This is a genomic window from Treponema bryantii, assembly GCF_036492245.1.
Lineage (GTDB): Bacteria > Spirochaetota > Spirochaetia > Treponematales > Treponemataceae > Treponema_D > Treponema_D bryantii_C.
The window spans coordinates 56,811-81,274 of record NZ_AP025286.1; the positions used below are offsets into that span (position 1 = coordinate 56,811).

Genomic DNA, 24,464 nt, shown 5'->3' on the forward strand with positions numbered 1-24,464 from the left:
ATGACAAAAAGTGGCTATTTTGTCAATCTATCGAACGCTGCCTTTGGCTTTCCTTCTCCATCAAACAGCAGAGGAACGTCTGTTCGGCCTGGAACAGGGAATCCGTTTTTCCAGCTCATACGGTCGGTAATACCCCAGAGAACGACATCCTTCAAAATGCCGGCTTTAGCTTCTTTCTTAAAGCATTCAAAAATCTGATAGTAGCGTTCTGCCTGCTGCTCAAAAAGCTCTGGTGTATATTCGCGGCGTGGATCGAACTTTCCGTTATTCTGTTCTTTATCCGGGTAAACAGAAATTTCCATTTCTGTAACAATTACGTTGAGTCCAAGGCTTCCGTAAAGTTCGATTGTCTTTTCAATTTCACTTACAGGTGGATTTTCAATGTTGATATGCATCTGAAGGCCAACTGTATCTACAGGAACTCCACGCTCAAGCAATCCTTTTAAGAGATTGTACATTCCCTGGCGCTTTCCAGGAACAATTTCAAGATTATAGTCGTTGATTACGAGGCTTGATTTAGGGAATGCTTCTTTTGCCCAGAAAAAGGCCTTATCAATATAATCAGGTCCGAGAATATCAAACCACTGGGAGCGGTCTGCTCCGTCACGGAGAATAAAGTTCTTATCTGAAATACATTCATTTACGACATCTACAGAGCAGATATCGTCGTGGTAGCGTTCACCAACTGTGAAAATATATTTTTTAAGACGTTCTTCGAGTACTTCTTTGCTTACTTTTTCGCCTTTTTCATCTTCAAAAATCCACTTAGGTGACTGATTGTGCCAGACGAGGGTGTGCCAGCGCATATCCTGACCGTTTGTTCTGGCGAAATCACGGAGGCGGTCTGCCATCTTAAAATCAAAATCATTTTCGCCGTTATAAATCGAGCCCATTTTACATTCGTTTTCGGCAACTACAAGATTAAACTGATTTGCAGCCAGTTCATAATCTGGCAGGCGGCCTGTTGGCAGAGGTTTTGGCTCTGGAAATTTAAATTCAGGGAATTCCGGAGTAGGTTTAAAGTTCTTTTTGAAGTCTGCATAACGGATTTTCATCTTTTCGAAGTGTTCAACTTTTTCTTCTTCAGACATAAGGATAATTCCGCTGATAGCAGCACCAACTCTAAAATAATCTTTATAGCTTTCGAATAATCTTTTCATGATTTTATTATGCTTTGTTTGCAAGAATAAAAATAGCGGGGATTATTCTTAGAAATTGTATGAATCTATATTACAACGTTTTCGTAAGGCAACCGGTTGCTTAAATTTGTATTTATTAACAGAAATTTAGTCTTTAAATAGTGAAATATTTATACACTCGTGATACAATATCATGAGCGTTTCTTCGGATTTTTTGCGCATGGGAGTTTAGTGCAAACTACCCGGTTAAACGTTTAATAGGAGTTAAAGAAAAAAGATGCGTATCAAATCTGTTTTCAGTCACAGTTTTGAAAAGTATGGAAAGGTTCTTACAGGTTATGATGTAACAGACCTTCTCAAGAAACTGGACGACACAACTAAAAAACCGGACAATGCTGTAATTTATGAGCCGGGCGATGCCGGATTGGAAAGTCTTCCAATTGCAAAAGAGTTCAGTGACAATGCTTACGGCGGAATGCCAATCCAGGTTGGTTACTGCAATGGTAACAACACTAAGCTCAACTGTCTTGAATGGCACCGTGGTTCTGAGCTCAACATTCCTTCAAACGACATGGTTCTTCTTCTTGCACCTCTTCAGTCTGTAAAAAATGGAAAACTCAACACTTCTGCTGTAGAAGCTTTCTACGTTCCAAAGGGAACTGTTGTAGAAGTTTATGAGACAACTCTTCATTATGCACCATGTAACGCTGTAAAAAATGGCGAAGTTTCTAAGGAAGGTTTCCGTGTAATTATCGTTCTTCCAAAGGATACAAACACAGAAAAGCCTGCAATTAAAGAAATTGATTTCGAAGATAAGCTTTTGTGGGCACGCAACAAGTGGCTCATTGCTCATCCAGATTCAAGTGAAGCAAAGGCTGGCGCATTTGTAGGCTTGAGCGGTATCAACATTGATATCGCTAAGGCAAAATAGATTTAGATTGTCATTGCGAGGAGCGAATGAAATGAGCGACGTGGCAATCTACAATGTGGATTGCTTCGCTTGCAGCTCGCAATGACGTACAAAGATTTTGAAAAAATTTTATAGGAGTATAATAAATGATTAACAACAAACCAAAAATTAAGATCGGTATCGTAGCTGTTAGCCGCGACTGTTTCCCAGAGTCTCTTGCTGTAAACCGCAGAAAGGCTCTTGTTAAAGCTTATACAGAAAAATATGGCGCAGACGAAATCTACGAATGCCCTATCTGTATCGTAGAAAGCGAAATCCACATGTGCCAGGCATTGGAAGACATTAAAAAGAACGGCTGTAACGCTCTTTGTGTTTACCTTGGTAACTTTGGTCCAGAGATTTCTGAGACTTTGCTTGCTAAGCACTTCGAAGGTCCAAAGATGTTCTGTGCTGCTGCAGAAGAGACTTCTAAGGACGGCGGACTTATCCAGGGTCGTGGTGATGCTTACTGTGGTATGCTCAACGCTTCTTACAACCTCAAACTCCGCAACATCAAGGCTTATATCCCTGAATATCCAGTAGGAACTGCTGAACAGTGTGCAGACATGATTCACGAATTTGCACCTATCGCAAAGGCAGTTTATGCTTTGAACCACCTCAAGATTATTTCTTTCGGACCACGTCCACTCAACTTCCTTGCTTGTAACGCACCTATTAAACAGCTTTACAACATTGGTGTTGAAATTGAAGAGAACTCAGAACTTGACTTGTTCGAATCTTTCAACAAGCACGCTGGCGACGCTCGTATTAAGGACGTTGTTGCTGACATGGAAAAAGAACTCGGAAAAGGAAACAAAAAGCCTGAGATTCTTGCTAAGCTCGCACAGTACGAACTTACTCTCCTTGACTGGGTTGAAGCTCACAAAGGTTACCGCGAGTTCGTTGCAATTGCTGGTAAATGTTGGCCTGCATTCCAGACACAGTTCGGATTCGTTCCTTGCTATGTAAACAGCCGCCTCACAAAGATGGGTATTCCAGTATCTTGTGAAGTAGATATCTACGGATGTCTCTCTGAGTTCATCGGTACTGTAGTTTCTAACGATACTGTAACTCTCCTCGACATCAACAACACTGTTCCACAGGATATCTATGATGAAGACATCAAGGGTAAGCACGGAACTTACACAATCAAAGATACATTCATGGGATTCCACTGTGGAAACACAGCTTCTACAAAGCTCGCATTCTGCGAAATGAAGTACCAGCTCATCATGGCTCGTGCTCTCCCAGTAGAAGTAACAAACGGAACTTTGGAAGGAGATATCGCTCCTGGTCCTATCACTTTCTACCGCTTGCAGTCAACTTCTGACAATATTCTCCGCGCATACATTGCACAGGGTGAAGTTCTTCCAGTTGCTACACGTTCATTCGGTGGTATCGGTATTTTCGCTATCCCAGAAATGGGCCGCTTCTACCGCCACGTACTCATCGAAAAGAACTACCCACACCACGGTGCCGTTGCATTCGGTCACTTTGGAAAGGAACTCTACGAAGTATTCAAGTACATCGGTGTAGCAGTTGACGAAATCGGCTACAACCAGCCAAAGGGTGTTCGCTACCCAACAGAAAATCCTTGGGCTTAAAGCCTAAAATCGAAAATCCGTTAAAAACTGGGCTGCGACAGCGGGCCAGTTTAGGATTATCGAAAGAACGGCTCAGAGGCAAGCTGTGCTTGCCAACCTACGGATCTTATAAAAAGACTGTCGAGAAATCGGCAGTCTTTTTTTTGCTTTTAATTTCAGTATGACTGGTGTCATATGAAAATTTATAAAAAATAGACATTTTATGACCTTGTTATTTGAAGAATCTGATTTACAATTTAAAAAAAATCAAGTGGGAAATAAAATGGATACAAAAAGTTCAGAAAAAAATTTGTTTGTTTCAAAAAGAATTCTTTTATTTAAATCAAAGAAAAATGGATATTTGTTTTTTTGTGGCAATTCAAATAGTTTTTATCAATTGGAAGATGAAAATGTTCCATATGTAAAAAAAATGATTGAAGAAAATGATGATTCGTGTTTGCCAGAAGAAATAAGACAAGATTTTATAAAAAGTGGTGTTCTTCTTAATGAAGATGATGATTCATTTTTTAACAGAATGAAATTTCTGTCTTATAGAATCAGGTTCTCAAAGTCACAACTAGCTCTTACTATTGCTCCGACAATGGCTTGTAACTTTAAATGTGTATATTGTTTCGAAGGAGACCGTGCAAAAGATATTGGTAGTAATAATGTAACAATGTCTGAAGAAACATTAAATCAGCTTATCGAGTTTATTCGCAAGAGTGGTGCAAAGAAACTTAACGTTTACTGGTATGGGGGGGAACCTTTATGTGCCTGGAATAAAATTAAAGAATTTAATGAAAAAATAACATCCTTAAATCTTGAAAAATATGAGCAACGAATTGTAACAAATGGTTCTTTGATTGATGAAGAAAAAATAAAATATTTTGCTGAACAACAGTTTAAACAAATTCAAATAACTTTAGATGGAAAAGAAGAAACTCATAATAAAAATCGACCAATGAAAAATGGGGATAATTCATACCAGTCTGTTATGAAAGCCTTAGATTTAAGTTATAAATATTATAAAGAAACAAATATAAAACTTCCTATTGTTATACGTGTAAATATTAGTAAAGAAAATTCGGATGAATATTATGAATTATACACGAAACTTAATGAAGAATACGAAAACTTATTCTTTGTATATCCTGCTTTTGTAAGAAAGAATAGCAATGGGGATAAACATGCCTCATCTTGTTTGAATTTTACAGACGAGGCTGAATTTATTTTAAAACTTGCAAAAGAAAAGAATATTGGAACCAGCGAACTCTTTCCAAAATCAAACAGACTTATAAGTTGTGGAGCCAATTTGGTTAATAACTATGTTGTAAACTCTAATGGGGATTTATACAAGTGTTGGGAAGATATTGGAGAAAAAAAATACTGTATAGGAAATATATTTGAAGGCACTAAAGATGAAAAAAACAATAATTATGATTATGTAATGACAGCATCCGGGTTTGAAGTAGGAAAATGTAAGGATTGTTTGTTTTTATATTCATGTCTTGGAGGTTGCCCAAGAGTTATATTGAAAAATATTGCTGAAAAGGAAGAAGTAAATTCTATATGTTCAAATATCAAAAAAAATCCAGAGGAGTTTTTGGAAACTTATTTTGAGCTTAAAAAATAATATGGACAGTTTTAAGTTTTAAAACTGTGTATATATATGTACGGTAGGGTTAGATACTGTACAAAAAAAGATAATAACAAAGTATTACACTAACCATAATGCTGTGTTATTAAAAAAAACTTCAAAAAAATAGGAGAAAAAAATGAAAAAAATCGAGGATTTCGGTGTAATGGAATCTTTTGGTATGGATGAAATTACAGTTGATGACATGTTCGATGTTGATGGTGCTTGTTTCTTTAATTTTTTCTGTAGTTGTGATACTGCAGGTGCACATTATACCGTACATCATTGTTAAGACTAAAAAAGAATAATTAATTTATTTCTCCCGTGAAAAAAAATCTTTTTTTTCACGGGTTTTAATAATGGTATTTTATGATCTTTTCAAAAAAAAATTTTAAAAAACAAATTATAAAAAATAAGATTATTCCATATGATTTAGCTACTCTTTCTAAATATTCAGAAGTTGAAGAAATTTCACTTGAACAAATGGAAAATGATCTTGAAGAATTCTGTTATATTCTGGAAAACTGCTATGCAGGATTTGAAGCAGCGAAAATAAAAGGCTTGAATATTGAGAATGAAAAGAAGGCTGTTATATCCAAATTGAATAAGGCTCCAGTTGTAAAGCTCTCAGATTTTGCAGAAAGTCTTTATCAAAATTTTTCGCCATATATATCAGATACCCATTTTACTATTAAATCTTCTAATAAAAATACTTCAATTAATTATCATTTTATTAAAAATTTAAATATTTATTTCTCGGATCTATATGTAATAAAAAAAGATGGAAAAATATTTGTAAATGAGAGTCCAGACAAAGCAATTAAAACAGGAAGCATTGTTCAACTTGAAAATATAGCTGATTATTTATTTGAATATCCGGCTAAAGGTAAAAATATCTATAGATTAGGTATTTTATCCGAAAATAATCAATCTGAAATCATCATAAAAATTAATAATAAAGAGGTTGTTCTGCCGGTTTGCAGAGAATTATCAAATAATGAAGGTTTTTCATTTAAAATTAAAGAGTGTAATAAAGCAATCTGGATAAGATATAATCGTTGTTGCTATAACAATGAAGATCAAAAAGAACAAATACAATATTTTTCGAATTCAGCAGATAAATGTAAAAATAAGGATGTAATTATTCTGGATATAAGAGGAAACCATGGTGGAGATGACAGTTATTCCTTAAAGTTTTATTCTGATTTATATTTTAACAATAAGAAAAAATCTGAAAAATTTTTATGTAAATATAGAGCACCTGAAAAATGGATTTATTCTTTGGCGTCAATAAAAGCAGCTAAATATTCATTAAACAGATTTTGTGATTTATCAGTTCAAAGCAATAAAAAAATGCTAAATAAAATCATAAAATTAGAAAAAAAATTCAATCGAAAACCACAATTACTTATAGAACGGGTTTTAGAATCTAAAGTTGATTTTAAAGAACCTGCATACGAAGGAAAAATCATTATAATCACTGACAATGGAGTGGCATCTTCTGGAGAATCAATTCTTGAACAGGCTTATCTTTTTTTCAAGAAAAAAAATCAGCTAATACAGATTGGAACAAATACTGCAGGATGTGCTTCTTTCGGGAACCTTTTATCTTATCATCTTTCTAACAGTGGTTTGCAGGTCACCTGTGGATTTACCGATTTTTCTGAAAATGTATCAAAATCAAAAAAATTTAAAGGCGAAGGTAAAGGGTATTATCCTGATTACTGGTGTAGTGTAAAAGATTTGAAAAAAACTATTGAATCTGTTTTGAATCTGAATAACGAAGATAACTTATTTAAGTTTATAAATGATTTGGCTCTTGAGTAAAACAATTATGGGAAATGCTACCTGACAATATTTTATAATTTTGTTGGGTTGTAAATAAAAATATTAAAAGGATTAGAAAATGGACTATAACAATCGTTTTTATTTATTTGATACAGAAAAGAATAATTATTTATATGATAATTTTACAAAAGAAATATACAATATAGAAAAGGAAGTTTCGGAAAAATTTAAGGAAATACTTGAAAAAAATACTGATAATTTTAATTTATCTGATTTTCCGGAAAATTCCCGTCAGGATATACAAAATCTTATTAACGCAAAAGAAAAGACTGTTCCTACTTTTCGTCAAAAGAAATGTTTTATAACAATAAATGTTTCAAATAAATGTAATTTGAATTGTATTTATTGCTACAGAAAACACGAAAATAAAAGTCATCTTACAAAAGAAAATCTTCTGGAAATTGTTGAATTTGCCACTACAAAATATATGCCAGAAGCACCTGAGTATATTTTTAGTTTTGGTTTTACATCTGAACCTTTATTAGATTTCCAATTGTTAAAAGACTTTGATGAGATAATAGCAGATCATGAAGGCTTTTTATTTAAGCATGAGGATTTTATTAAGATTTCTGAAAAACAATTATTTGAAAAACTACCGATTGAAATACAGGAAAAATATAAGTCTGAAAGATGTGATAAACCTGGCGAAATTGAAGATTCTTATTTAAAAATATTAAATCAAATCCTGAAAAATGAGTCGTTGTGGAATTACTGGCAGATACAAAAAGATGAATATGTAAAATCAATGATTGCTTTTTCAAATAAGCTTTTTAAACAAAAAAGTGCCATGGCAAACAGAATTCTTCTTAATGAGCAATTCGAGGGGCTGATTAAAGAGCCAAAAGTAAAATATTATACTTTATTCTTCTATTCAAACGGTACTCTTTTAAATCAAGAGCATATTGATTTTATAAAAGGCATGTATAAAACAGATTTCTGGATTAGTATTGATGGACCTGAATACATAAATAATTATTCAAGAAATTATGCAAACGGAAAATCTTCATTTAACGATGTAATAAAAGGAATTGAATTATTACAGAAGAATAACATTAAAGTAAATATCAATAGTGTTATTACTCCAAAAAATATAAATCTTTTAGAAATTGTCGATTTCTTTAAAAGCTTAAAAATAAACTCTATGAATTTTCAACTGGTACGAAGTGAAAATCTTAAATTCAGTAAGGAAATACTTTATGAGTATTTAGCAAACTTTGATAAACTTTTGGAACGAGTAATAGATGGAATAAAGAATAAAGATTATTTTTATATAAATTTCCTAAAACCACATTATTTCTTTGATGCATTGCAAAATTATTATACAAAAGGATTTACTACCAAAAGATGTGATTGGGGTGAAAAACTATCGGTAAATGCAGAAGGAGAATTATATCATTGTGAATCTACTGTTGACCTGGAACAAAAGATAGGAACCTTTAGAGACAATATTACTTATGCAGATATTGAAGATAATAAAACCGTAGATCAAAAAGAAAAATGTAAAAATTGTTTTGCAAAAAACTTATGTGGCGGTACCTGTTATTATTACACGCTGCTTACAGGAAATGAAATAAATGAAATTGAATGTATTTACAGAAAAGAGATAATAAAAAAAGTATTTAAATTTTATGCAACTTTGATGGAAATGCATGAACTGAAGTCTGTTATGAATATTGTTACTGGTAAACAAGAAGTAAATAATTTTATTAATGAAAACAAGAAACTTCCAGTTAATAAAAAGTTTATTCTTGAACAACAGAAGTTTGATAAGCTTGACGGCTGGTTTAGCGGACTCTCAAGAGCTATATTTGATAGCATTCTCAGTCTTCAAGAAAAAAATAGCATTTTGGGAAATTGTTTTGAAATTGGTACCTGGAAAGGTAAATCGGCAATTGAGATTGCAAAATTCTTACGAGAGAATGAAAGATTATTACTGATAGATCCATTGTTAGAAAATAATAAAGAAGAAATTTTTGCTAACTTGAAAGACATCACTGGTAAAGATGAATCTTTTCTTCAGATTTATTCTGGTTATTCAGAAGAATTTGATTATTATTCCGAAGAAAAAAATTATATGAAGAAAACACGTTTTATTCATATTGATGGATGTCATGTTGGTGAAAGTGTTTACAATGATTTGGTTTTGGCAGAAAAATTACTATCTAAAGATGGCGTTATTGTTGTAGATGATTTCTTTAATATTGAATATCCACAAATTACAGAAGCAACCTATAAGTACCTGAGTAATAACGAATTTACATTAAGACTCTTCCTTGCAGGTTCAAATAAAGCGTATTTGTGTCGCCCAAATAGTTATGCATTTTATTATGATTTTTGTATTTCAATGCTGCAGAAAGAACTATTGGTAAGGAGCTATGCTATGAAAATTATGAAGACTTCTCCAATTGGAGATAGTTTAACAATTTCACTCAAACCCTTTGATGCAAAAGCAGATTTACCAAATGGTTTTCAAGGATTTGACTGGGCTCAGGATAAAATTGAATATATAGGATATAAGAAATAAATGGGGTTTATGAAATATATACAACAACTTGATCAGAGTGACTGTGGCTGTGCTTGTCTTGCAATGATAGCAAGCTACTTTAAATGTCAGGTAAGTTTAAAAAGAATCCGCGAAGTGTCTGGAACAGATAAAAACGGTACAAATTTAAACGGTATGATTATTGCCGCGAAAGATCTTTCTTTTAATGCACGGGCCTTGAAAGGTGAAAAAAAACATATAACTCCTGATTTACCGGTACCCTTTATTGCTCATGAAGCAGTAGCAGACAATGGTAATGAATTTTTTCATTATGTTGTAGTTCGCAAAATAACAAAGAAACGAGTATATATTTATGATCCTGATATTTATAGAAATAAATGCTCACTTTCGATAGAAGATTTCTGTAAAGAATGGACGGGATATTGTCTTTTTCTTACCCCTTCTTCTGATTTTAAAATTACAAAGGAAGAAAAAAGAAATTCTCTAGGTCGTTTTCTACCTATTTTGAAACCACATATGGGTTTATTATCTGTAGTGAGTATTGTCTCTTTTCTTCTTATTTTATTTGGAATTGTTACATCCTTTTATTTCCAATATGTAATTGATGAAGTAATTTACTCAAACAGTTTATCTACTCTTACTGTGCTTTCTGTTGGGGTTTTGATATTATCGCTTTTCAGAAGTTTTTTAACTGCAATAAGAAGTTATATGTTAAATGTATTTTCTACAAAGATTGATTTTCATTTAATATTTGCTTATTTCAGTCATGTAATGAAATTACCTGTTTCTTTTTTTGATACAAGAAGAACAGGCGAAATCTTATCGAGAATGCGCGATGCACAAAAAATCCGTACTACATTAACTGATGCTGCCATTACTGTAATTATGGATACGTTAATGGTATTTGTTGTTGGAGCAATTCTTTTAATAAAAAATAAAATGCTTTTTGGCATAGCTGTAAGTATGGTGCCAGTTTCGTCAATTATTATTTGGATTACCGCAAAACCTTTTGCAAAACAATACAGAAAATATACTGCAGAGAATGCAAATGTGGATTCTTATTTAGTTGAAACTATGAATGGCGGAACAACAATAAAAGCTCTGAATGCCAGTGAATATGCTTTTGCTGAATATGAAAAATTGCAGACAAAATCAGTTTGGACATATTTTAAATTAAATGTCTGGCAAACGATTAGAAATATTTTTACAGATTTCTTTAGTGAAAGCGGTACAAATCTAATTTTCTGGGTTGGAAGTTTTTTGATTCTGAAAGGTAAAATGAGTTTAGGTGAACTGTTCTCATTTAACGCACTTCTGGCGTATTTTTTAGGACCTTTAAATCGTTTAGTGAATCTTCAGCCAAAGGTACAGGAAGCTCTTGTGTCAGCAGACAGAATTATGGAAATTCTGGAATTAGATGAAGAATTTGAAGAAAATCCTGAAAAATCAAGAATTAGCAGATATATCCGGCCTGAAAAGATTGAAGGTGAATTACAAATAAAGAATGTAGATTTTACTTATGGTACCCGAAGACAGATTTTATTTGATATTAATGTTTCTATAAATAAAGGCGATTGGGTAGCTTTTGTTGGAGAAAGTGGAAGTGGAAAATCAACTCTTGTAAAATTATTATTAAAATTTTATAAGCCTCAGAATGGTGATATCGTTCTTGATAATAACAATCTCGAGGATTTGGATACTTTTTATTTAAGAAGCAAAATTGGATATGTTCCACAAGATATATTTTTGTTTTCAGGAACAATAGCAGATAATATTTCACTTCATAAATCTAACGCAACGATTGAAGATATTATTGAAGCCAGCAAGAAAGCAGGGGCTCATGAATTTATAAGTAAACTACCAGGACGATACAATACCATATTATCTGAAAGGGGGTCATCATTAAGTGGTGGAGAACGCCAGCGTATAGCTTTGGCCAGGGCACTTTTAGGAAAACCAGAGTTACTGATTTTTGATGAAGCCACCAGTAGTTTGGATAATATCAGCGAACGAAGTATTCATGAAACCTTAAAGAACTTAAGAAAAGAAAAAGTTACTACTATTCTAATTGCTCATAGACTTACTACTGTCATAAATTGCGATAAGATTTTTGTTATGGAACATGGAAGAATTGTTGAAGAAGGAACTCATGAACAGTTAAAGGTTAATAAGGGGCTGTATCAAAAACTTTGGGAGAGTTCAAAATGAGTGAAAAAGTAGTTACAACAATAAAATTTGATGATTTCAAATTCAGTAGAGATTTTTTTGATTTAAAAATTTCAAAGAAATACTATAGATTTGTTTTTTTAGTATTAGCCTTTATTATATCTTTTTTTATTTGGATGATAGTTTCTAATTTTGATATTGTTGTAAAAGGAAACGCTGTAATACGTCCGAAAAATGAAGTTTCAATAATAAAAATCCGAAATAGTGGAATTGTTAGAGAAAAAAATTATGTAAATGGCTCTATTGTAAAAACAGGAGATCTTCTTTTTTCTCTTGATTCTGATGTAATTATGTCAGACATTGAAAATACGAAGCTCCAAATTCTACGAAATGAAAACAAGCTTGATGTTCTTGATAAATTAAAAAAAATTATTGAGAGTGAAGAAATTCCTAATGAAATTGATGAAGCAAGTATCAGGGCAAATATATATTTTTCTGAGAAAAATCAAAAGAAATTATATTTTGAAAAAGCAGATATGTTATATAAAAATGAAATTGCATTACCTGATGCTTTAACTTACAGTCAGAAAATCTTTGAGTTAAAAAATGAGAGGGATATAGCTAAGGCAGATTTAGATAAATTTTCTGCTGATTTTATGTATTCTCTATTGTTAGAGAATTATAATCTACAAAAAGAAAAGGCAGATTTAGCCCAGAAATTAAAACAATTGGAAGAACAATTATCGCAATGTGAAATAATTGCAACTAAAGATGGCATTGTTGAAGAATTAACGACTTTCAGTGTTGGAGATTTACTTGGAAGTGGGGAAAACATAATTAGAATAGTTCCTTTAAATTCTGACAATATAAAAGCAATTGTAAATATTCTTGAAAAAGATATTTCGGATATAAAAATTGGACAGGAAGTAAAAATTAAACTTTCTGCATTCAATGAACATGAATATGGACAGATAAAAGGTTATGTTTCCAGAATCGGAGCAGATACTATATATGAAAATAATGTTCCTTATTACCAGATAGATATTGAAATTAAAGATAGTACTATCAAAAGTAAAAAAGGAACATTAAGTTATCTTAGACCCGGTATGACTGGAATTGCAAGAATAAAAGTAAACCAGAAGAAACTTATGGCTTACGTTTTAGAAAAAATTAATTTAAAGGATTAGTAATCCAGTGTGATGTTTCCAGAGGAGGTGCGGAGTTTGATTTCTGCACCACCGCCGTTGTAGTCCATTTTGTAGCTTTCGCGAGGGTTCAGGCGGTTGTTGTTGAACTTGTCGCGGAAGGTGCCGGAAGTGCATGAAGCATCTACTGAGAATTTAGCACGCATTGGAATGTAAAGATCGATGTTTCCGCTTGAGCATTCTATTGAAGAGCTGGCGGTTGGTTCTGTTTTGAGTTCAAGGGCAACGCCACCGCTTGAATTGTGGGCATCAAAATAATCGCAGTCGAGTTTCTTTACAGAGATTTTTCCGCTTGTTGATTTAAATTCTGCATATTCGCAGGCAAAGTCTTCAATTTCTATTTCACCGCTTGTTGAGTGGATTTCTCCTGTTTCACCAGTAAATTTCTTTAATTTGATGTCTCCACTGCTTGAAGTAACATTTAATTCATCTGAATCCAGGTTGTAAAGGTCGATATCACCACTGCTTGAAGTAATCTTTATATTGTCAGAAAAAAGTCCTTTTTCAGAATTAATTTCACCGCTTGAAGCTGAGAGTCTGATTTCATTTTTAGCTGAAAGCGGACGTTCAATATTTATTTCTCCACTGGAAATCTTAATGGAGATTTCATCGAAGTCTTTTTTTTGTGGAACGTAAACAATTACTGTACAGTTGAGGCCTGTTGGATCCGGGAAAAAGCTGACACCCTTTCTTACAGATTCTATATAAAGTGTTGATCCGGAAACTGAAACTTCCGGAATATATTTTTTATAGTTGCAGTAGATTTCAACTTCTATGCTTGTGGTGTCATAGGTTTCTTTGATTGTAATATTCTCTGAAGTAAGTTCAAATTCAAGATTTTCTAAGGCATTTGCACCGAACTGTTCTTTTTTAATCAGATTTGGAAGGGCAAAAAGTCCAAATGTGAGTGAAGCAAGAATTATTGTTGTGAAAAGTTTTTTCATTATGATACCTCTTATTGAATTCAACACTCCGTAGGGCGGGAAATGTTACTTCCATATTTAATATATCAATTTTAGTTTTATTTGTGTATATTAGACTTATGAAGAACAAGAAAAATAATGAGCTTGCAGTTTGTGGTTTTGCAACTGTTAAAAAGCTCGAGAAAAATCATCCGGAGAAGATTACCCGCCTTTATTTTACAGAAGAAGTTGCCCCTAAATTCGGCGGTTTATGCAAAAAGCTGGCTAAGGTGCATGGAATATATAATCAGAAGCCGGCAGCCGACTTGGAGAAATTGAGTGGAACGGTGCATCATCAGGGTGTTGTTGCAATGATTGAGGCACCTCAGATTGAGCCTCTGGACAGCGATATTACAGATGGTTGGATTGAGCGTGGTGAGAGTGCCGTATTGCTGGACCGCATTGGCAATGCAAATAACTTTGGTGCCATTGTAAGAAGTGCTGCTTTTTTTGGAATAAAGAATATTGTGATTCCGAATGACGAAGCTCAGAGCTCTATTACTACCAGCAGTTATCGTGTAGCAGAAGGTGGAATGGAATATGTAAACATCTATAGCGTAAATTCAAGTGTACGATTACTCGAAGCGCTTTCCGGAAAAATGCTTCGTGTTGGTACAGATCTTAGTGCAAAAAAGCAGGTTAGTTATTTAAGCACCGCAGATGCTCGCAAAAAGCCAATTCTAGTTGTACTTGGAAATGAAGAGCATGGAATTAGTGAAGCAGTGCGTAAAAACTGTGATGAGCTGGTTATTATTCCTTGGGGCGGTATGTCAGAAGGTGTGAGTGAAAGTCTTGTAGACAGCCTTAACGTTGCGCAGGCTTCAAGTATTATTTTTTACGAAATGACAAAAAAATAACCTGTTAGTAAAAACTAACTTCCCGATTTGGGAAAATTTCAGTATATTATAAAAAGCAAAGGGGTTTTTTATGAAGAATTATTTTGATTTGACCGGTCAGGTTGCTGTTGTAACCGGCTGTTCTACAGGTCTTGGTGTTCAGATGGCTAAGGCTCTTGCTAATCAGGGAGCTAAAATTGTTGCCATTGCCCGCCGTAAAGAATTGATTGATGCAGTTGCAAAAGAAATTGCAGATACATATAAGGTAGAAGCTGTTGGTATTCAGTGTGATATTACTGATACAGAGCGCGTAAACGCTGTTGTTGATGAAATCATGGCTAAATTCGGCCGTATCGATATTCTTATCAACAATGCTGGAACTGGTGCTGTTGCTCCTGCTGAGGACATTACAGATGATCAGTTCTACAACGAAATCAATATTGATATGTTCGGTTCTTTCCGCATGGCTCGTGCAATTGCTAAAAAAGCTATGATTCCTGCAAAGTACGGACGCATCATCAACATAGCTTCTATGTATGGTCTTGTTGGAAATAAAGTTGCTCCATGTTCACCTTATCATGCAGCTAAGGGTGGTGTTGTAAACATGACTCGTGGTCTTGCAAGTGAATGGGGAAAATACGGCATCAATGTAAACGCAATCTGCCCGGGTTATTTCTACAGCCCGCTTACAAAAGAAACTCTGGATTCAGATTTCTTCCAGCAGAATGCTCAGACAATGATTCCTCTCAGCCGTTATGGCAACGAAGGTGAGCTTGATACAGCAGCACTCTTCCTTGCCAGCCCGGCTTCGAGCTATGTAACAGGTGTAATCCTGCCGGTTGATGGCGGCTACACTGCTATGTAGGCGACAATTAGAACAGTGAATCTTTAATTTCACTTCCATCGGCGAAAGGTCCTGCAACAGGCTTTTCGCCGCGTTTTTTTCCAAAGAAGTCGATATTGAAAATAATAGGACTTCCATCTGGATTTTCGTAATTCTGTTCCGGTTCAAAGGCTGGAGCAATATCTTCAGTGTGCATCAGCTTACATAACATAGCATCAGCTGGAACTTTACCTGTTGAAACCAATTCATAAAGATTTGTTTTAAGATAAATCTTACCATCCTTTTCTTCACAATCAATTTCTACATTATTTTCAGAATTAACGTAAGCATCAGTTTCTTTTGACATTGGTTTTGCACCATTGAAATAAAGGTTTCCGCCAGCCCATACAGGAAGTTCACTGTAATAACGGTCTGTAGTTTCTGAACCCATTCCGCAATAGCCTTCAAACTGAGCTTTCCATTCATCAAAAGTAGGATAGTTATTATAAGGAACAGTTCCTACAACAAAGTTTGAATCATCCCAGTCGTTCTTTTCATTTGCAACCATGCGAGCTTTGAATTCATCGCAAATTGGTTTCTGAATAAAGATATTATTGTAGAATTTACAGTCTCCATGAAGAATAGTCATAAAACCTGCAACTTCTGTGCGGTGCTTCATGTGGTATGGAGTGTAGCGTGGAGAAGGGCGGTTTGGAGCACCGTTATTACAGCCTCGACCAACTGCAGTAAAACTTCCTGCAAGAATATTATGAATTACAGCAACACCCTGAGTAGCAAGTTTGAGAGCACGTGGAGAAAGGAAGATATTGTTGTCTACAAGAGTTGGTCCATGTGAAACTTCAATAAAGAGGTCTTCTGCAACTTCGGCCTTAATTTCCTTACCAGGATGCTGTGGAGGAATATTGTCGTGGAAGAAGTTCTGTGTTACGCGTGTTCCCTGAGCCTGCCAGTCGAGCCAGATACCGCGTGTACAGTGATGAATATGGTTACGGCGGTAAATACAGTCGATTGCAGCATGCATTTTGATACCACCAATTTCGGCACCAGCAAGATTCTGTTTATTATTGATGTGGTGAATGTGATTATTTTCAATCAGAGAGAAAACTCCACCAAGGTGACCTACAATACCTGTCTGACCGCAGTCGTGGATTTCACAGTTACGGATGATATGTGAACCTATGCGTTCTTTAGACCAGCCTTCAACCTGAGCCTGGCAGATACAGTCGCGTTCTGTCTGAGTTCCGTCCTTGTATTTTGTCTTAAGCCATTTGTTATCATTTTCCGGCTGAAGATATTTTCCTAGAGATATTCCGGAACATTTTGATTCATAAATCTCACAGTCTTCAATAATCCAGCCCTTAGACCAGTGTGGACCAACCATACCTTCCTGGTAAGCTGTTGGAGGTGCCCACTGAGTTGCAGCCTGAGAAACAACAAAACCGTTCAAAGTAATGTAGCCTACTCCTTCTTTTGAAGGATAGAAGCCGTTTCTGCGAACGCTGATTTCAATATTATCTTTTGAAGGATCTCTTCCTAAGAAGTTTGCATAGAATACAGTTTCGTCTGTAGAAGTATCCTGCTCGGCATACCATTTGTAGCGGGAAAACTCTGTATCCCATGCAGAATCACTAGGTTCAGCCTTTTTTACTTCATCAAGAGACTGAACTTCGTACATAGATTTTCCGTTGAGATATACATCTCCGGTATGAGCAATAAAGTAAGCAATAAACCAGTCGCCGCTTACGAGAGTTGTGTAAGGGTTATAATCACCGAAAATCTTGTTTGAAACGCGGGCTGTATAAACAGTACCATCTACTTTAGTCCAGCCAGAAAGAACTTCAGCTCCAGTGATATGAGCTTCTCTAGGCTTTGCAGAACGGTAAACAATAGGCTTACCTTCTTCTCCTGCATTTTTAGGATCTACATATTCGCGGTATATACCTGGAGCAACAATTACTTCATCTCCAGCAACTGCAATATCAGCTGCCTGCTGAATTTTATTAAAAGGCTTGTTTTCTGAACCATCTCCGCCTGCAGCTGCTCTGCAATCAACATAATATTTCATATAGACACTCCTGAAAAAATTATATTACAGTATAAATGATACTGTATATAAGGGAATTTCCTATAAGAAAGTTATAAAAATATAGTAGAAATGTCTTGTCTTATTTTGATTATTTGTGATTTGAAATAATAAACTATTTTAAAAATAAGAGATTCAAAGAACACTGTTGGTTATTATTGAGGTTATTATGAAGTATTTAGAGAAATTAAAAGATTACAACGAATGGAAGAAAAATAATGAGGATTTTTCTTTTTTTGATTATTTACCAATTAAACTGACCATTGAACAGTTATTATTAGCAAGTCAATTATTTTTGCCAGAAATCAGTATAGAGGAGAATTGCGTTTTTATAAAACAAAGTAGACAATATAAATTTTTGCATAAATATAAAAATCAATTTAAAGAGAAATCGTCTTTGGAAAAATATATTAATTGTTTTTTTCTTGAATGTATTTTTCAATGTGAAACAGACAATGATAAGCAGAATGTAAAAATGTTGGCAGAAGTCATAAAAACTGCTTGGGAGGCATATTTTTACAAAAACTATCCAGAATTTCAGATGAGAGTTGAAATTTACGAAGATGAATTCGATGGATGGTGTATAACGTGTTTTACCAATATTTCATAGTTCGAAAATGATAGATATGCCATTTTAAGTTAAGACGAAGAAGATAATTCTGATGAAGTGATTAGAAGAATATTGGAACAATATAATAATTGTAAAAAGCGGGTAAAAAAAATGAAATCGAAAATTATTTTAGTATAAAAAAATGGAGATCTCAAAGTGATTCTAAAATTTGGACTATTTTTTAATATAAAAAATATAGATTCTTTTTGTAAAGATGAATTATTTGATTTATCAAAATATTCAAATTTAAGTATAAACTTTATTCATGAAAAAAGATCAAAAGATGAAATAAAACCATTAAACAATGTTACTGGGTTAAAAAAATATGAGGGATATCTTTTCCGGCAAAAAGATTCTTTCGTTGTTTATGTAAATAATATTTCAGATAATTGGATTACAAATATTGAATTTACTTGTGCAAAATACGGATATGAAGGGTTATATATTTTTGTAGATAATGAATCAATGTATCCTGCTTATGAATTATATTATTTTAATGGTGCCAAAAAAAGAGTTATTTATAGTATGAAAGACGGGGAGCGCTGGGTGTTTTTCGAAAATGGACCCGAACAAGATTTTGAGATGGGGGATTTATATAAAGAGCGTGGAACTACTAAGAAGTTTAATTATGAAAAAATGAAGAACTTTTGTATGAATCTTGGAGTTAATATTGAAAATCCTGATTTATTGATTCCAATTGATACAATTTATCATTCTTATGTAGAATAAATTAATTTTGTCTTAAGAATATAATATTATAAATTCTAACTGTGATATATAAAAATCAGAAAACCTCGATATAATTTACCTGAAAATTATATCGAAGTAGGTTCTTTGACATTTCGAAAACACGACTCAAATAAGTCATGGCGATTTGAGTCGTAAAGAAAATACATTTATAATACGAAAGTGTATTTTCTTTACGAAAAAGTAATAAGAAGAAAAGGGTAAGAGATTGGAGCTGCGCCGAAGGCGTTCCGGAGCGAATGAAATGAGCGCAGGAATGGAGCGGAAGCGGAACAGCGGAAAGCGCGACCGGCTGCTAAGATTATTTCTCGTAAATAGGCTCAAAATCCTCGGCTGGATGTCCGCAGATAGGGCATTCATAATCGGCAGGGAGTTCGGCACCTTCATATTCGTAACCGCAGATTTTGCAGCGCCAGCCGATAATCTTTTTGTCTGGTTCGGCTGCAGCACCTGGCTTAGGCTTAATATCCTTATGATAATCAGCATAGGTAAGAGGAGCTTTATCACTTAAAACCTTAGAATCTTCAATTTCAGCAACAAAAAGAGTATGAGTACCTAAATCCTGAGAGCTGATAACCTTACAGGTAAACAGGGCGCATACCTGACTGTTCAGATAAGGGTTTCCATTGGCATCGAGGGAATGCTCGAAATCAGCGAATTTATCTACATCACGGCCACTCTGAAAGCCAAAGTGCTCAATTGTAGGGAATGTAACTGATTTATCGAGGACAGAAAGGGCAAAAGTTCCGCACTCTTTAATCTGACCGCAGGTGTAATTCTGATTGATTACAGTAATTGCAAGACGATTAGGATTTGCAGCAACCTGCATACAGGTATTTGTAACACATGCATTGATTTTTTTGTCATCATGCGAGCCGAGAATAAAAACACCGTAAGAAAGAGAAAAAAGAGCTTTTGGATCCATAGGAACTCCTGTATATAGTTTGAATTTGATTATAAGATGGCTTTTTCATTCAGGCAATCAAAAAAACTGAATATAACAGAATAATAAGAACTTAAAAGTAAAAATGTAACCAAATTTGAGTAACACTTTTTAAATGGAAGGATGTTATAATCCATGGTAAAATAACAATAGGTTTAAAACCAAGGAGTTATCAGTATGAAGAAATTAACAATTCTTTCAATTTCGGCTTTACTGGCAGCAATGATTTTTACAGGATGTGCCTCTAAGCCAAAAAAAAGTGCAAGTACAAAATCGGAATCTAAAAAACGTGTAATTTTTGTATCAAAGAACGGTTTTTCAAAGAATCTTATTGAATTTGTAGAAACTCCTACCGCAGAAAGAGATTCAGCTTTTTCAAAAGCTTCTGTAGAACAGCCTGTTGATTTGATGGCATTCTATATCGCCCAGACAGAAACAACTTATGCCCGCTGGTATGAGGTTTATACATGGGCAAAAGACAATGGCTATACCTTTGCTAATCCCGGTCGTGAAGGAAATAAGGGTGTAGATGGTGCAGCTCCAACTGGTACAAATCAGCCGGTAACTATGATCAGCTGGCGTGATGCAATTGTATGGTGTAATGCAGCAAGTGAAAAAGATGGTCTTGGTCCAGTTTACAAGTACAATGGTGCAGTGCTTAAGGAAGCTGATACTGCAAAGGATGGAGATGGAAAAGCTGAAAATGCAATCATCGATCTTACTGCAGATGGATACAGACTTCCTACAGAAGCTGAATGGGAATTTGCTGCACGTGGAGGAGATCCGGCTTCTGAAATCTGGGCTAATGTATCAAATAAGAATTTAGCTTCAGTTGCATGGTATTCAGACAATTCTGATGGTGTAACACATGATGTTATGACAAAAGATGCCAACACTTTTGGAATGTATGACATGAATGGAAATGCCTGGGAATGGTGTTATAATGCATGGCCTGCAAGTATTCAGCGTCGTATTATGCGTGGCGGAAGCTATAGAAAAACAGCAGAAGGCGTAACTGCAGTTTCAAAAGATGCAGCACCAGTTACAAGAGTTTATGATGATGTTGGTTTCCGTGTAGTTAAGTACGCACTTTCTGCACGTGATGCAAAATAAGCCTGAAATCGATAATCCGAGAAAACAGGGCTCAGAGATAAGTTGTGCTTGCCTCTGAGCCCTTCTTTTTTATTCTTGCAAACTCTGACCTTTCTGTTAAAATAAAGATTAAGATTTTAAAATCGGAGTCAAATATGCTTAAATTCATTGTCAAATTGTTAAAAGCATTGAACAGCAATTCACATCCTGGTGAAATTGCTCATGCGGTTTGTTTGGGAATGCTGCTTGGATTCCTTCCTAAAAACAACATTTTCTGGTTTATCATAACCGTTTTTGTATTATTTATGAGAATAAACAAGGGTGCACTTGTTCTTTGTACACTTTGTTTTTCATTGCTGGCGCCATTGTTCGATTCACTGTTTGATACAGTCGGCTACTGGTTCCTTACACTTCCAAAACTCGAACCGGTTTTTGCATGGCTGCTGGATATTCCTTTTGTAGGCTTTACTAAATTCAATAATACAATAGCCTCAGGTTCACTTTTATGTGGACTTGTTCTTTATATTCCACTTTATTTGATTGCCAGACTGCTGATATGGCTCATACGAAATAAGATTGTTCCTGTTCTTCGTAAAACAAAATTTGTTGTTTTCCTTTCGAAGATTCCGCTTGTAAAAAAAGCAGCTGCTCTTGCAGCCAAGAAGGACTAAGGGGGCAATAAGATGAAAAAGATACCATCACTTTTCAGAAAGAAATATACAGCTAAGAAACTCGAGAAAAAAATCTATAAAAGACTTTATGTTCCTGAAGATAAAAAATATGTAAAAGGCCTTTTTACTGAAATTGAGAAAAAGGGTGCTAAACAGATTCCAATTTTTGCAATTCCACCAGAAAAAGCAGAACAGCTTGCCAAGAAAGATATGAAACGTCTTAAAGCACTGGCAAAGCAGATAAAGAAACAAAAAGGACGTGTAAACTTTGTTCCGCTTATCGTAACAGCTGCCTTTATTGTAGCAATTCCAATCTGCTTTATTACCTTCAAAAATATAATCGTAAAGAAGGGAATTACTTATGCCTGCGAGACTATTTTTGAGGCAAAGTGTGATATTCAGAATGTAGATTTTAAGCTGCTTGATTCATCACTTAAGATTAAAAAGCTTGAGATTGCCAATAAAGACGATTATATGAAAAATCTCGTTGATATTGGATCAATTACAGTGGATTTTGATTTAGGACAGCTTTTAAGAAAGCGTTTTGTTGCAGATGAACTTTCTGTACTTGGTGTTGATACAGGTACTGAAAGAAAGACTTCTGGAGAACTTCCACCTAAGAAAGAAAAGAAAATCAAAAAGCAGAAGGAAAAGGCAGCAAAAGAAGCATCTGAATCTAAGCTTGGACAGGTGATTGCAGAGAAAAAAGCAGTTGCAGCTAATTCTCTGGAAAGCAATATTACAGGGCTTTTCAACCAGCTTAATCCTGAAACTTTGATGAATAATTTTTATTCACAGCTTCAGACTCCAGGGCTTTCTAAGCAGGTTCAGGAGCAGATTCCTCAGATTGTTGCAAAGTGGCAGGCTAAGCCGGCAGAGGTTCAACAGACAGTCGATGAGCTTCAGAAATCTGTTAATGATATTATGAACTTTGATTACAGTGCAGTTCAGAATAATCCGCTTAAGATTAAAGAATTCATTGAAAAAATTGATTCAACCAAGAAGAATATTGAAAAGGTGAAGAATGATGCTAATGGAGTTCTGAAAAACTTTAATGCAGATATAGCCGAAGCAGATGGACTTAGAAAGAGCGTTCAGAATGCAGTTACACATGATATGAACTTTGCAAATTCTGAAATCAATAAAATCAAGTCTTTGAATATTTCAGATGGAACAAAGCTGATTAGCGGAATGTTTGAAAATGTTGCCTGTGATGTGCTTGGAAAATATTATCCTTATGCAATGAAAGGTGTTGATTATATTCTTGATTTGAAGACAAAACAGGGTAGTAAGCCTAAAGAAGCAAAGGTTAAGAAAGAGAAAAAGAAGTATTCTGTAAAGCGTGCACCAGGTCGGGACATCTTCTATAGACAGGATAAGGTTCCTGCTTTGTGGATTAAAAAGATGGCTGGTTCAGGTCCTAACTTCTTTGCCCAGGCTACAGATATTGCAAGTAATCAGGATATAATAAATAAGCCGGCTAAGATTGATTTCAATATGGAACTTTATAATTTACAGCATGAAGCAAAGCTTGTTGTAGATTTTAGAACTGATACAAAGGAACCTCTTATTCGTGCAGATTATGGACTTAAGAATATTCCTTTGAATATTCCTGCGGAAAAGTTTGGTGAATATCCTGGAGTTCCTTCGTTCGATGCTAAGTGTGCAGTAGATGCAATCCTTAAGATTTTCGATAAGGATGGTTTTGAACTTTCAGGAAATGGACTTCTTACAGATTTGAAGATTGCTACAGTTCCGTTTGAGCCGGAATATGCTTCGAAGATTTATTCAAATGTAATGGGTAGAATCAATACTGTTCGTGCAGGTATTACAAGCGGCTTTACTCTTACTGATGGACTTAAGATGAATCTTGATTCTGATGCAGATGTTCAGGTAATCAATTCACTTAAGAAAGAAATGGAAGCTCAGCTTGCTGAAATTAAAGATAATCTGAAGACTGAACTTACAAAGAAAATCAATGAGGCAAGTGGTGGGGCTCTTGGTCAGTTTGGTTCACTTGATGATATCAAGACAAAACTGACAGGTTCTTTATCAACTGCCACTGGTTTCGAAAAGCAGCTTAATCAGAAACGTACTGAAGCTGAAAAACAGCTGAAAGGTAAAGCAACAGATGAGGCTAAAAAGCAGCTGGGAAATCAGTTAAAGAATCTGTTCTAGTTTTCTGATTATTTCGAGGGCTTCAGGTTTTGAAACCTGAGCCAGGTGATTAAAAAAGAGCTCAGAGGAGTCCGAAGAATCGGACTCCTTTTTATTTTGAAGATTAAAGTTTTCGTCTTCATTCCAGATTTTTATAATGCCGCGTGTATAAATCTGTGCAATATGATTTGCGCAGACCCGGCAGGTGTATAAATCTTTAAGGACAGTTGAGGGAGTTATATCTGATAAGTCTGGGATTCCGAATTCAATCAGCAGAAACATATGTGCTATGCGTGCTGTTGTCTGACGGTTTAGCAGGACTTCCGGGTGTCGTTCATCCTGATCTTCCAGCCATCCGCGATAATGCCCGTACCGCAGAATATCTTCCGCGGCGGCGGACTTGCGCGGTGAATTTGTCTGAGTTCTGGCGAGTTTTAATTCAAACAGCCGGCTCACAAACTCGCCGACCGAGATCTCTTCAGCTTCCACG

At 34.9% G+C, this 24,464-nt stretch carries 20 protein-coding genes; 15 read left to right on the plus strand and 5 right to left on the minus strand.

The window, feature by feature from the left end; translation table 11 throughout:
• Positions 1–14 precede the first annotated feature (14 nt).
• On the minus strand, positions 15–1,160 hold the full coding sequence (locus tag AABJ44_RS00280; RefSeq protein ID WP_338369879.1) for an endo-1,4-beta-xylanase: 1,146 nt from the start codon (positions 1,158–1,160) through the stop codon (positions 15–17).
• A 256-nt stretch (positions 1,161–1,416) separates the two neighbouring features.
• On the opposite strand from AABJ44_RS00280, the gene AABJ44_RS00285 reads away from it, so the two are divergent.
• The 8 genes from AABJ44_RS00285 to AABJ44_RS00320 all read left to right on the plus strand — a co-directional run bounded on the left by AABJ44_RS00285 (position 1,417) and on the right by AABJ44_RS00320 (position 13,011).
• Complete coding sequence (locus AABJ44_RS00285; RefSeq protein ID WP_338369881.1) at positions 1,417–2,070, plus strand: DUF4867 family protein; 654 nt, start codon at positions 1,417–1,419, stop codon at positions 2,068–2,070.
• 125 nt (positions 2,071–2,195) lie between these two features.
• Positions 2,196–3,692 (plus strand): L-fucose/L-arabinose isomerase family protein, encoded by a 1,497-nt coding sequence (locus AABJ44_RS00290; protein WP_338369882.1) that lies wholly within the window; start codon positions 2,196–2,198, stop codon positions 3,690–3,692.
• Between the two features lie 202 nt (positions 3,693–3,894).
• Complete coding sequence (locus tag AABJ44_RS00295; protein WP_338369883.1) at positions 3,895–5,304, plus strand: radical SAM/SPASM domain-containing protein; 1,410 nt, start codon at positions 3,895–3,897, stop codon at positions 5,302–5,304.
• Between the two features lie 142 nt (positions 5,305–5,446).
• Positions 5,447–5,599 carry a hypothetical protein gene (locus AABJ44_RS00300; protein WP_338369884.1) on the plus strand — a complete coding sequence of 51 codons (153 nt, stop codon included), beginning with the start codon at positions 5,447–5,449 and terminating at the stop codon, positions 5,597–5,599.
• 77 nt (positions 5,600–5,676) lie between these two features.
• The gene (locus AABJ44_RS00305; RefSeq protein WP_338369885.1) at positions 5,677–7,134 is read left to right on the plus strand and encodes a S41 family peptidase; all 1,458 of its coding nucleotides are present in this window, start codon (positions 5,677–5,679) and stop codon (positions 7,132–7,134) included.
• A 79-nt stretch (positions 7,135–7,213) separates the two neighbouring features.
• Positions 7,214–9,679 (plus strand): class I SAM-dependent methyltransferase, encoded by a 2,466-nt coding sequence (locus AABJ44_RS00310; RefSeq protein ID WP_338369887.1) that lies wholly within the window; start codon positions 7,214–7,216, stop codon positions 9,677–9,679.
• A complete protein-coding gene (locus tag AABJ44_RS00315; RefSeq protein ID WP_338369889.1) occupies positions 9,680–11,866 on the plus strand; it encodes a peptidase domain-containing ABC transporter in 2,187 nt (728 codons plus the stop codon).
• Positions 11,863–13,011, plus strand: a complete 1,149-nt coding sequence (locus AABJ44_RS00320; RefSeq protein WP_338369890.1) for an HlyD family secretion protein — start codon at positions 11,863–11,865, stop codon at positions 13,009–13,011. Before AABJ44_RS00315 ends, AABJ44_RS00320 begins: the two co-directional genes overlap by 4 nt.
• On the opposite strand, the gene AABJ44_RS00325 is transcribed toward AABJ44_RS00320, so the two are convergent.
• Entirely contained in the window at positions 13,008–13,973 is a 966-nt protein-coding gene (locus AABJ44_RS00325; protein ID WP_338369892.1) for a DUF4097 family beta strand repeat-containing protein, read from the minus strand. The two genes, AABJ44_RS00320 and AABJ44_RS00325, sit on opposite strands and share 4 nt — an antisense overlap.
• Positions 13,974–14,071: 98 nt before the next feature.
• Between AABJ44_RS00325 and AABJ44_RS00330 the strand changes: the two genes are divergently transcribed.
• Both AABJ44_RS00330 and AABJ44_RS00335 read left to right on the plus strand, forming a co-directional pair.
• Positions 14,072–14,848: a TrmH family RNA methyltransferase gene (locus tag AABJ44_RS00330; protein ID WP_074643959.1), complete on the plus strand. Its 777-nt coding sequence runs from the start codon at positions 14,072–14,074 to the stop codon at positions 14,846–14,848.
• 70 nt (positions 14,849–14,918) lie between these two features.
• Positions 14,919–15,692, plus strand: coding sequence for an SDR family oxidoreductase (locus AABJ44_RS00335; protein ID WP_338369893.1), 774 nt, complete (start codon positions 14,919–14,921; stop codon positions 15,690–15,692).
• Positions 15,693–15,699: 7 nt separating this feature from the next.
• Here the strand turns inward: AABJ44_RS00335 and AABJ44_RS00340 are convergent, their stop codons facing one another.
• Positions 15,700–17,736 (minus strand): right-handed parallel beta-helix repeat-containing protein, encoded by a 2,037-nt coding sequence (locus tag AABJ44_RS00340; RefSeq protein ID WP_338369894.1) that lies wholly within the window; start codon positions 17,734–17,736, stop codon positions 15,700–15,702.
• Between the two features lie 187 nt (positions 17,737–17,923).
• On the opposite strand from AABJ44_RS00340, the gene AABJ44_RS00345 reads away from it, so the two are divergent.
• Both AABJ44_RS00345 and AABJ44_RS00350 read left to right on the plus strand, forming a co-directional pair.
• The gene (locus AABJ44_RS00345) at positions 17,924–18,364 is read left to right on the plus strand and encodes a hypothetical protein (RefSeq protein WP_338369895.1); all 441 of its coding nucleotides are present in this window, start codon (positions 17,924–17,926) and stop codon (positions 18,362–18,364) included.
• A gap of 156 nt (positions 18,365–18,520) precedes the next feature.
• Positions 18,521–19,093, plus strand: a complete 573-nt coding sequence (locus tag AABJ44_RS00350) for a hypothetical protein (RefSeq protein ID WP_338369898.1) — start codon at positions 18,521–18,523, stop codon at positions 19,091–19,093.
• A gap of 319 nt (positions 19,094–19,412) precedes the next feature.
• Here AABJ44_RS00350 and AABJ44_RS00355 read toward each other — a convergent pair whose 3' ends face one another.
• Positions 19,413–20,036, minus strand: a complete 624-nt coding sequence (locus tag AABJ44_RS00355) for a flavin reductase (RefSeq protein ID WP_338369900.1) — start codon at positions 20,034–20,036, stop codon at positions 19,413–19,415.
• 195 nt (positions 20,037–20,231) lie between these two features.
• Between AABJ44_RS00355 and AABJ44_RS00360 the strand changes: the two genes are divergently transcribed.
• From AABJ44_RS00360 to AABJ44_RS00370, 3 genes are all read left to right on the plus strand, one after another.
• Positions 20,232–21,167 carry a formylglycine-generating enzyme family protein gene (locus tag AABJ44_RS00360; RefSeq protein ID WP_338369901.1) on the plus strand — a complete coding sequence of 312 codons (936 nt, stop codon included), beginning with the start codon at positions 20,232–20,234 and terminating at the stop codon, positions 21,165–21,167.
• 134 nt (positions 21,168–21,301) lie between these two features.
• A complete protein-coding gene (locus AABJ44_RS00365) occupies positions 21,302–21,817 on the plus strand; it encodes a TIGR03546 family protein (protein ID WP_338369902.1) in 516 nt (171 codons plus the stop codon).
• A 12-nt stretch (positions 21,818–21,829) separates the two neighbouring features.
• Positions 21,830–23,995: a TIGR03545 family protein gene (locus AABJ44_RS00370; protein ID WP_338369904.1), complete on the plus strand. Its 2,166-nt coding sequence runs from the start codon at positions 21,830–21,832 to the stop codon at positions 23,993–23,995.
• Here the strand turns inward: AABJ44_RS00370 and AABJ44_RS00375 are convergent.
• Positions 23,978–24,463, minus strand: a complete 486-nt coding sequence (locus AABJ44_RS00375) for a hypothetical protein (RefSeq protein ID WP_338369906.1) — start codon at positions 24,461–24,463, stop codon at positions 23,978–23,980. The genes AABJ44_RS00370 and AABJ44_RS00375 overlap by 18 nt on opposite strands.
• Position 24,464 lies beyond the last annotated feature (1 nt).

Bases quoted from the DNA above. Each gene is read 5' to 3' on its own strand.
- AABJ44_RS00345 (WP_338369895.1), top strand. From the start codon at position 17,924: ATGAAGTATTTAGAGAAATTAAAAGATTACAACGAATGGAAGAAAAAT.
- AABJ44_RS00290 (WP_338369882.1), top strand. From the start codon at position 2,196: ATGATTAACAACAAACCAAAAATTAAGATCGGTATCGTAGCTGTTAGC.
- AABJ44_RS00315 (WP_338369889.1), top strand. From the start codon at position 9,680: ATGGGGTTTATGAAATATATACAACAACTTGATCAGAGTGACTGTGGC.
- AABJ44_RS00355 (WP_338369900.1), bottom strand. From the start codon at position 20,036: ATGGATCCAAAAGCTCTTTTTTCTCTTTCTTACGGTGTTTTTATTCTC.
- AABJ44_RS00305 (WP_338369885.1), top strand. From the start codon at position 5,677: ATGATCTTTTCAAAAAAAAATTTTAAAAAACAAATTATAAAAAATAAG.
- AABJ44_RS00310 (WP_338369887.1), top strand. From the start codon at position 7,214: ATGGACTATAACAATCGTTTTTATTTATTTGATACAGAAAAGAATAAT.
- AABJ44_RS00295 (WP_338369883.1), top strand. From the start codon at position 3,895: ATGACCTTGTTATTTGAAGAATCTGATTTACAATTTAAAAAAAATCAA.
- AABJ44_RS00325 (WP_338369892.1), bottom strand. From the start codon at position 13,973: ATGAAAAAACTTTTCACAACAATAATTCTTGCTTCACTCACATTTGGA.
- AABJ44_RS00285 (WP_338369881.1), top strand. From the start codon at position 1,417: ATGCGTATCAAATCTGTTTTCAGTCACAGTTTTGAAAAGTATGGAAAG.
- AABJ44_RS00300 (WP_338369884.1), top strand. From the start codon at position 5,447: ATGAAAAAAATCGAGGATTTCGGTGTAATGGAATCTTTTGGTATGGAT.
- AABJ44_RS00335 (WP_338369893.1), top strand. From the start codon at position 14,919: ATGAAGAATTATTTTGATTTGACCGGTCAGGTTGCTGTTGTAACCGGC.
- AABJ44_RS00330 (WP_074643959.1), top strand. From the start codon at position 14,072: ATGAAGAACAAGAAAAATAATGAGCTTGCAGTTTGTGGTTTTGCAACT.
- AABJ44_RS00370 (WP_338369904.1), top strand. From the start codon at position 21,830: ATGAAAAAGATACCATCACTTTTCAGAAAGAAATATACAGCTAAGAAA.
- AABJ44_RS00365 (WP_338369902.1), top strand. From the start codon at position 21,302: ATGCTTAAATTCATTGTCAAATTGTTAAAAGCATTGAACAGCAATTCA.
- AABJ44_RS00280 (WP_338369879.1), bottom strand. From the start codon at position 1,160: ATGAAAAGATTATTCGAAAGCTATAAAGATTATTTTAGAGTTGGTGCT.
- AABJ44_RS00360 (WP_338369901.1), top strand. From the start codon at position 20,232: ATGAAGAAATTAACAATTCTTTCAATTTCGGCTTTACTGGCAGCAATG.
- AABJ44_RS00320 (WP_338369890.1), top strand. From the start codon at position 11,863: ATGAGTGAAAAAGTAGTTACAACAATAAAATTTGATGATTTCAAATTC.
- AABJ44_RS00340 (WP_338369894.1), bottom strand. From the start codon at position 17,736: ATGAAATATTATGTTGATTGCAGAGCAGCTGCAGGCGGAGATGGTTCA.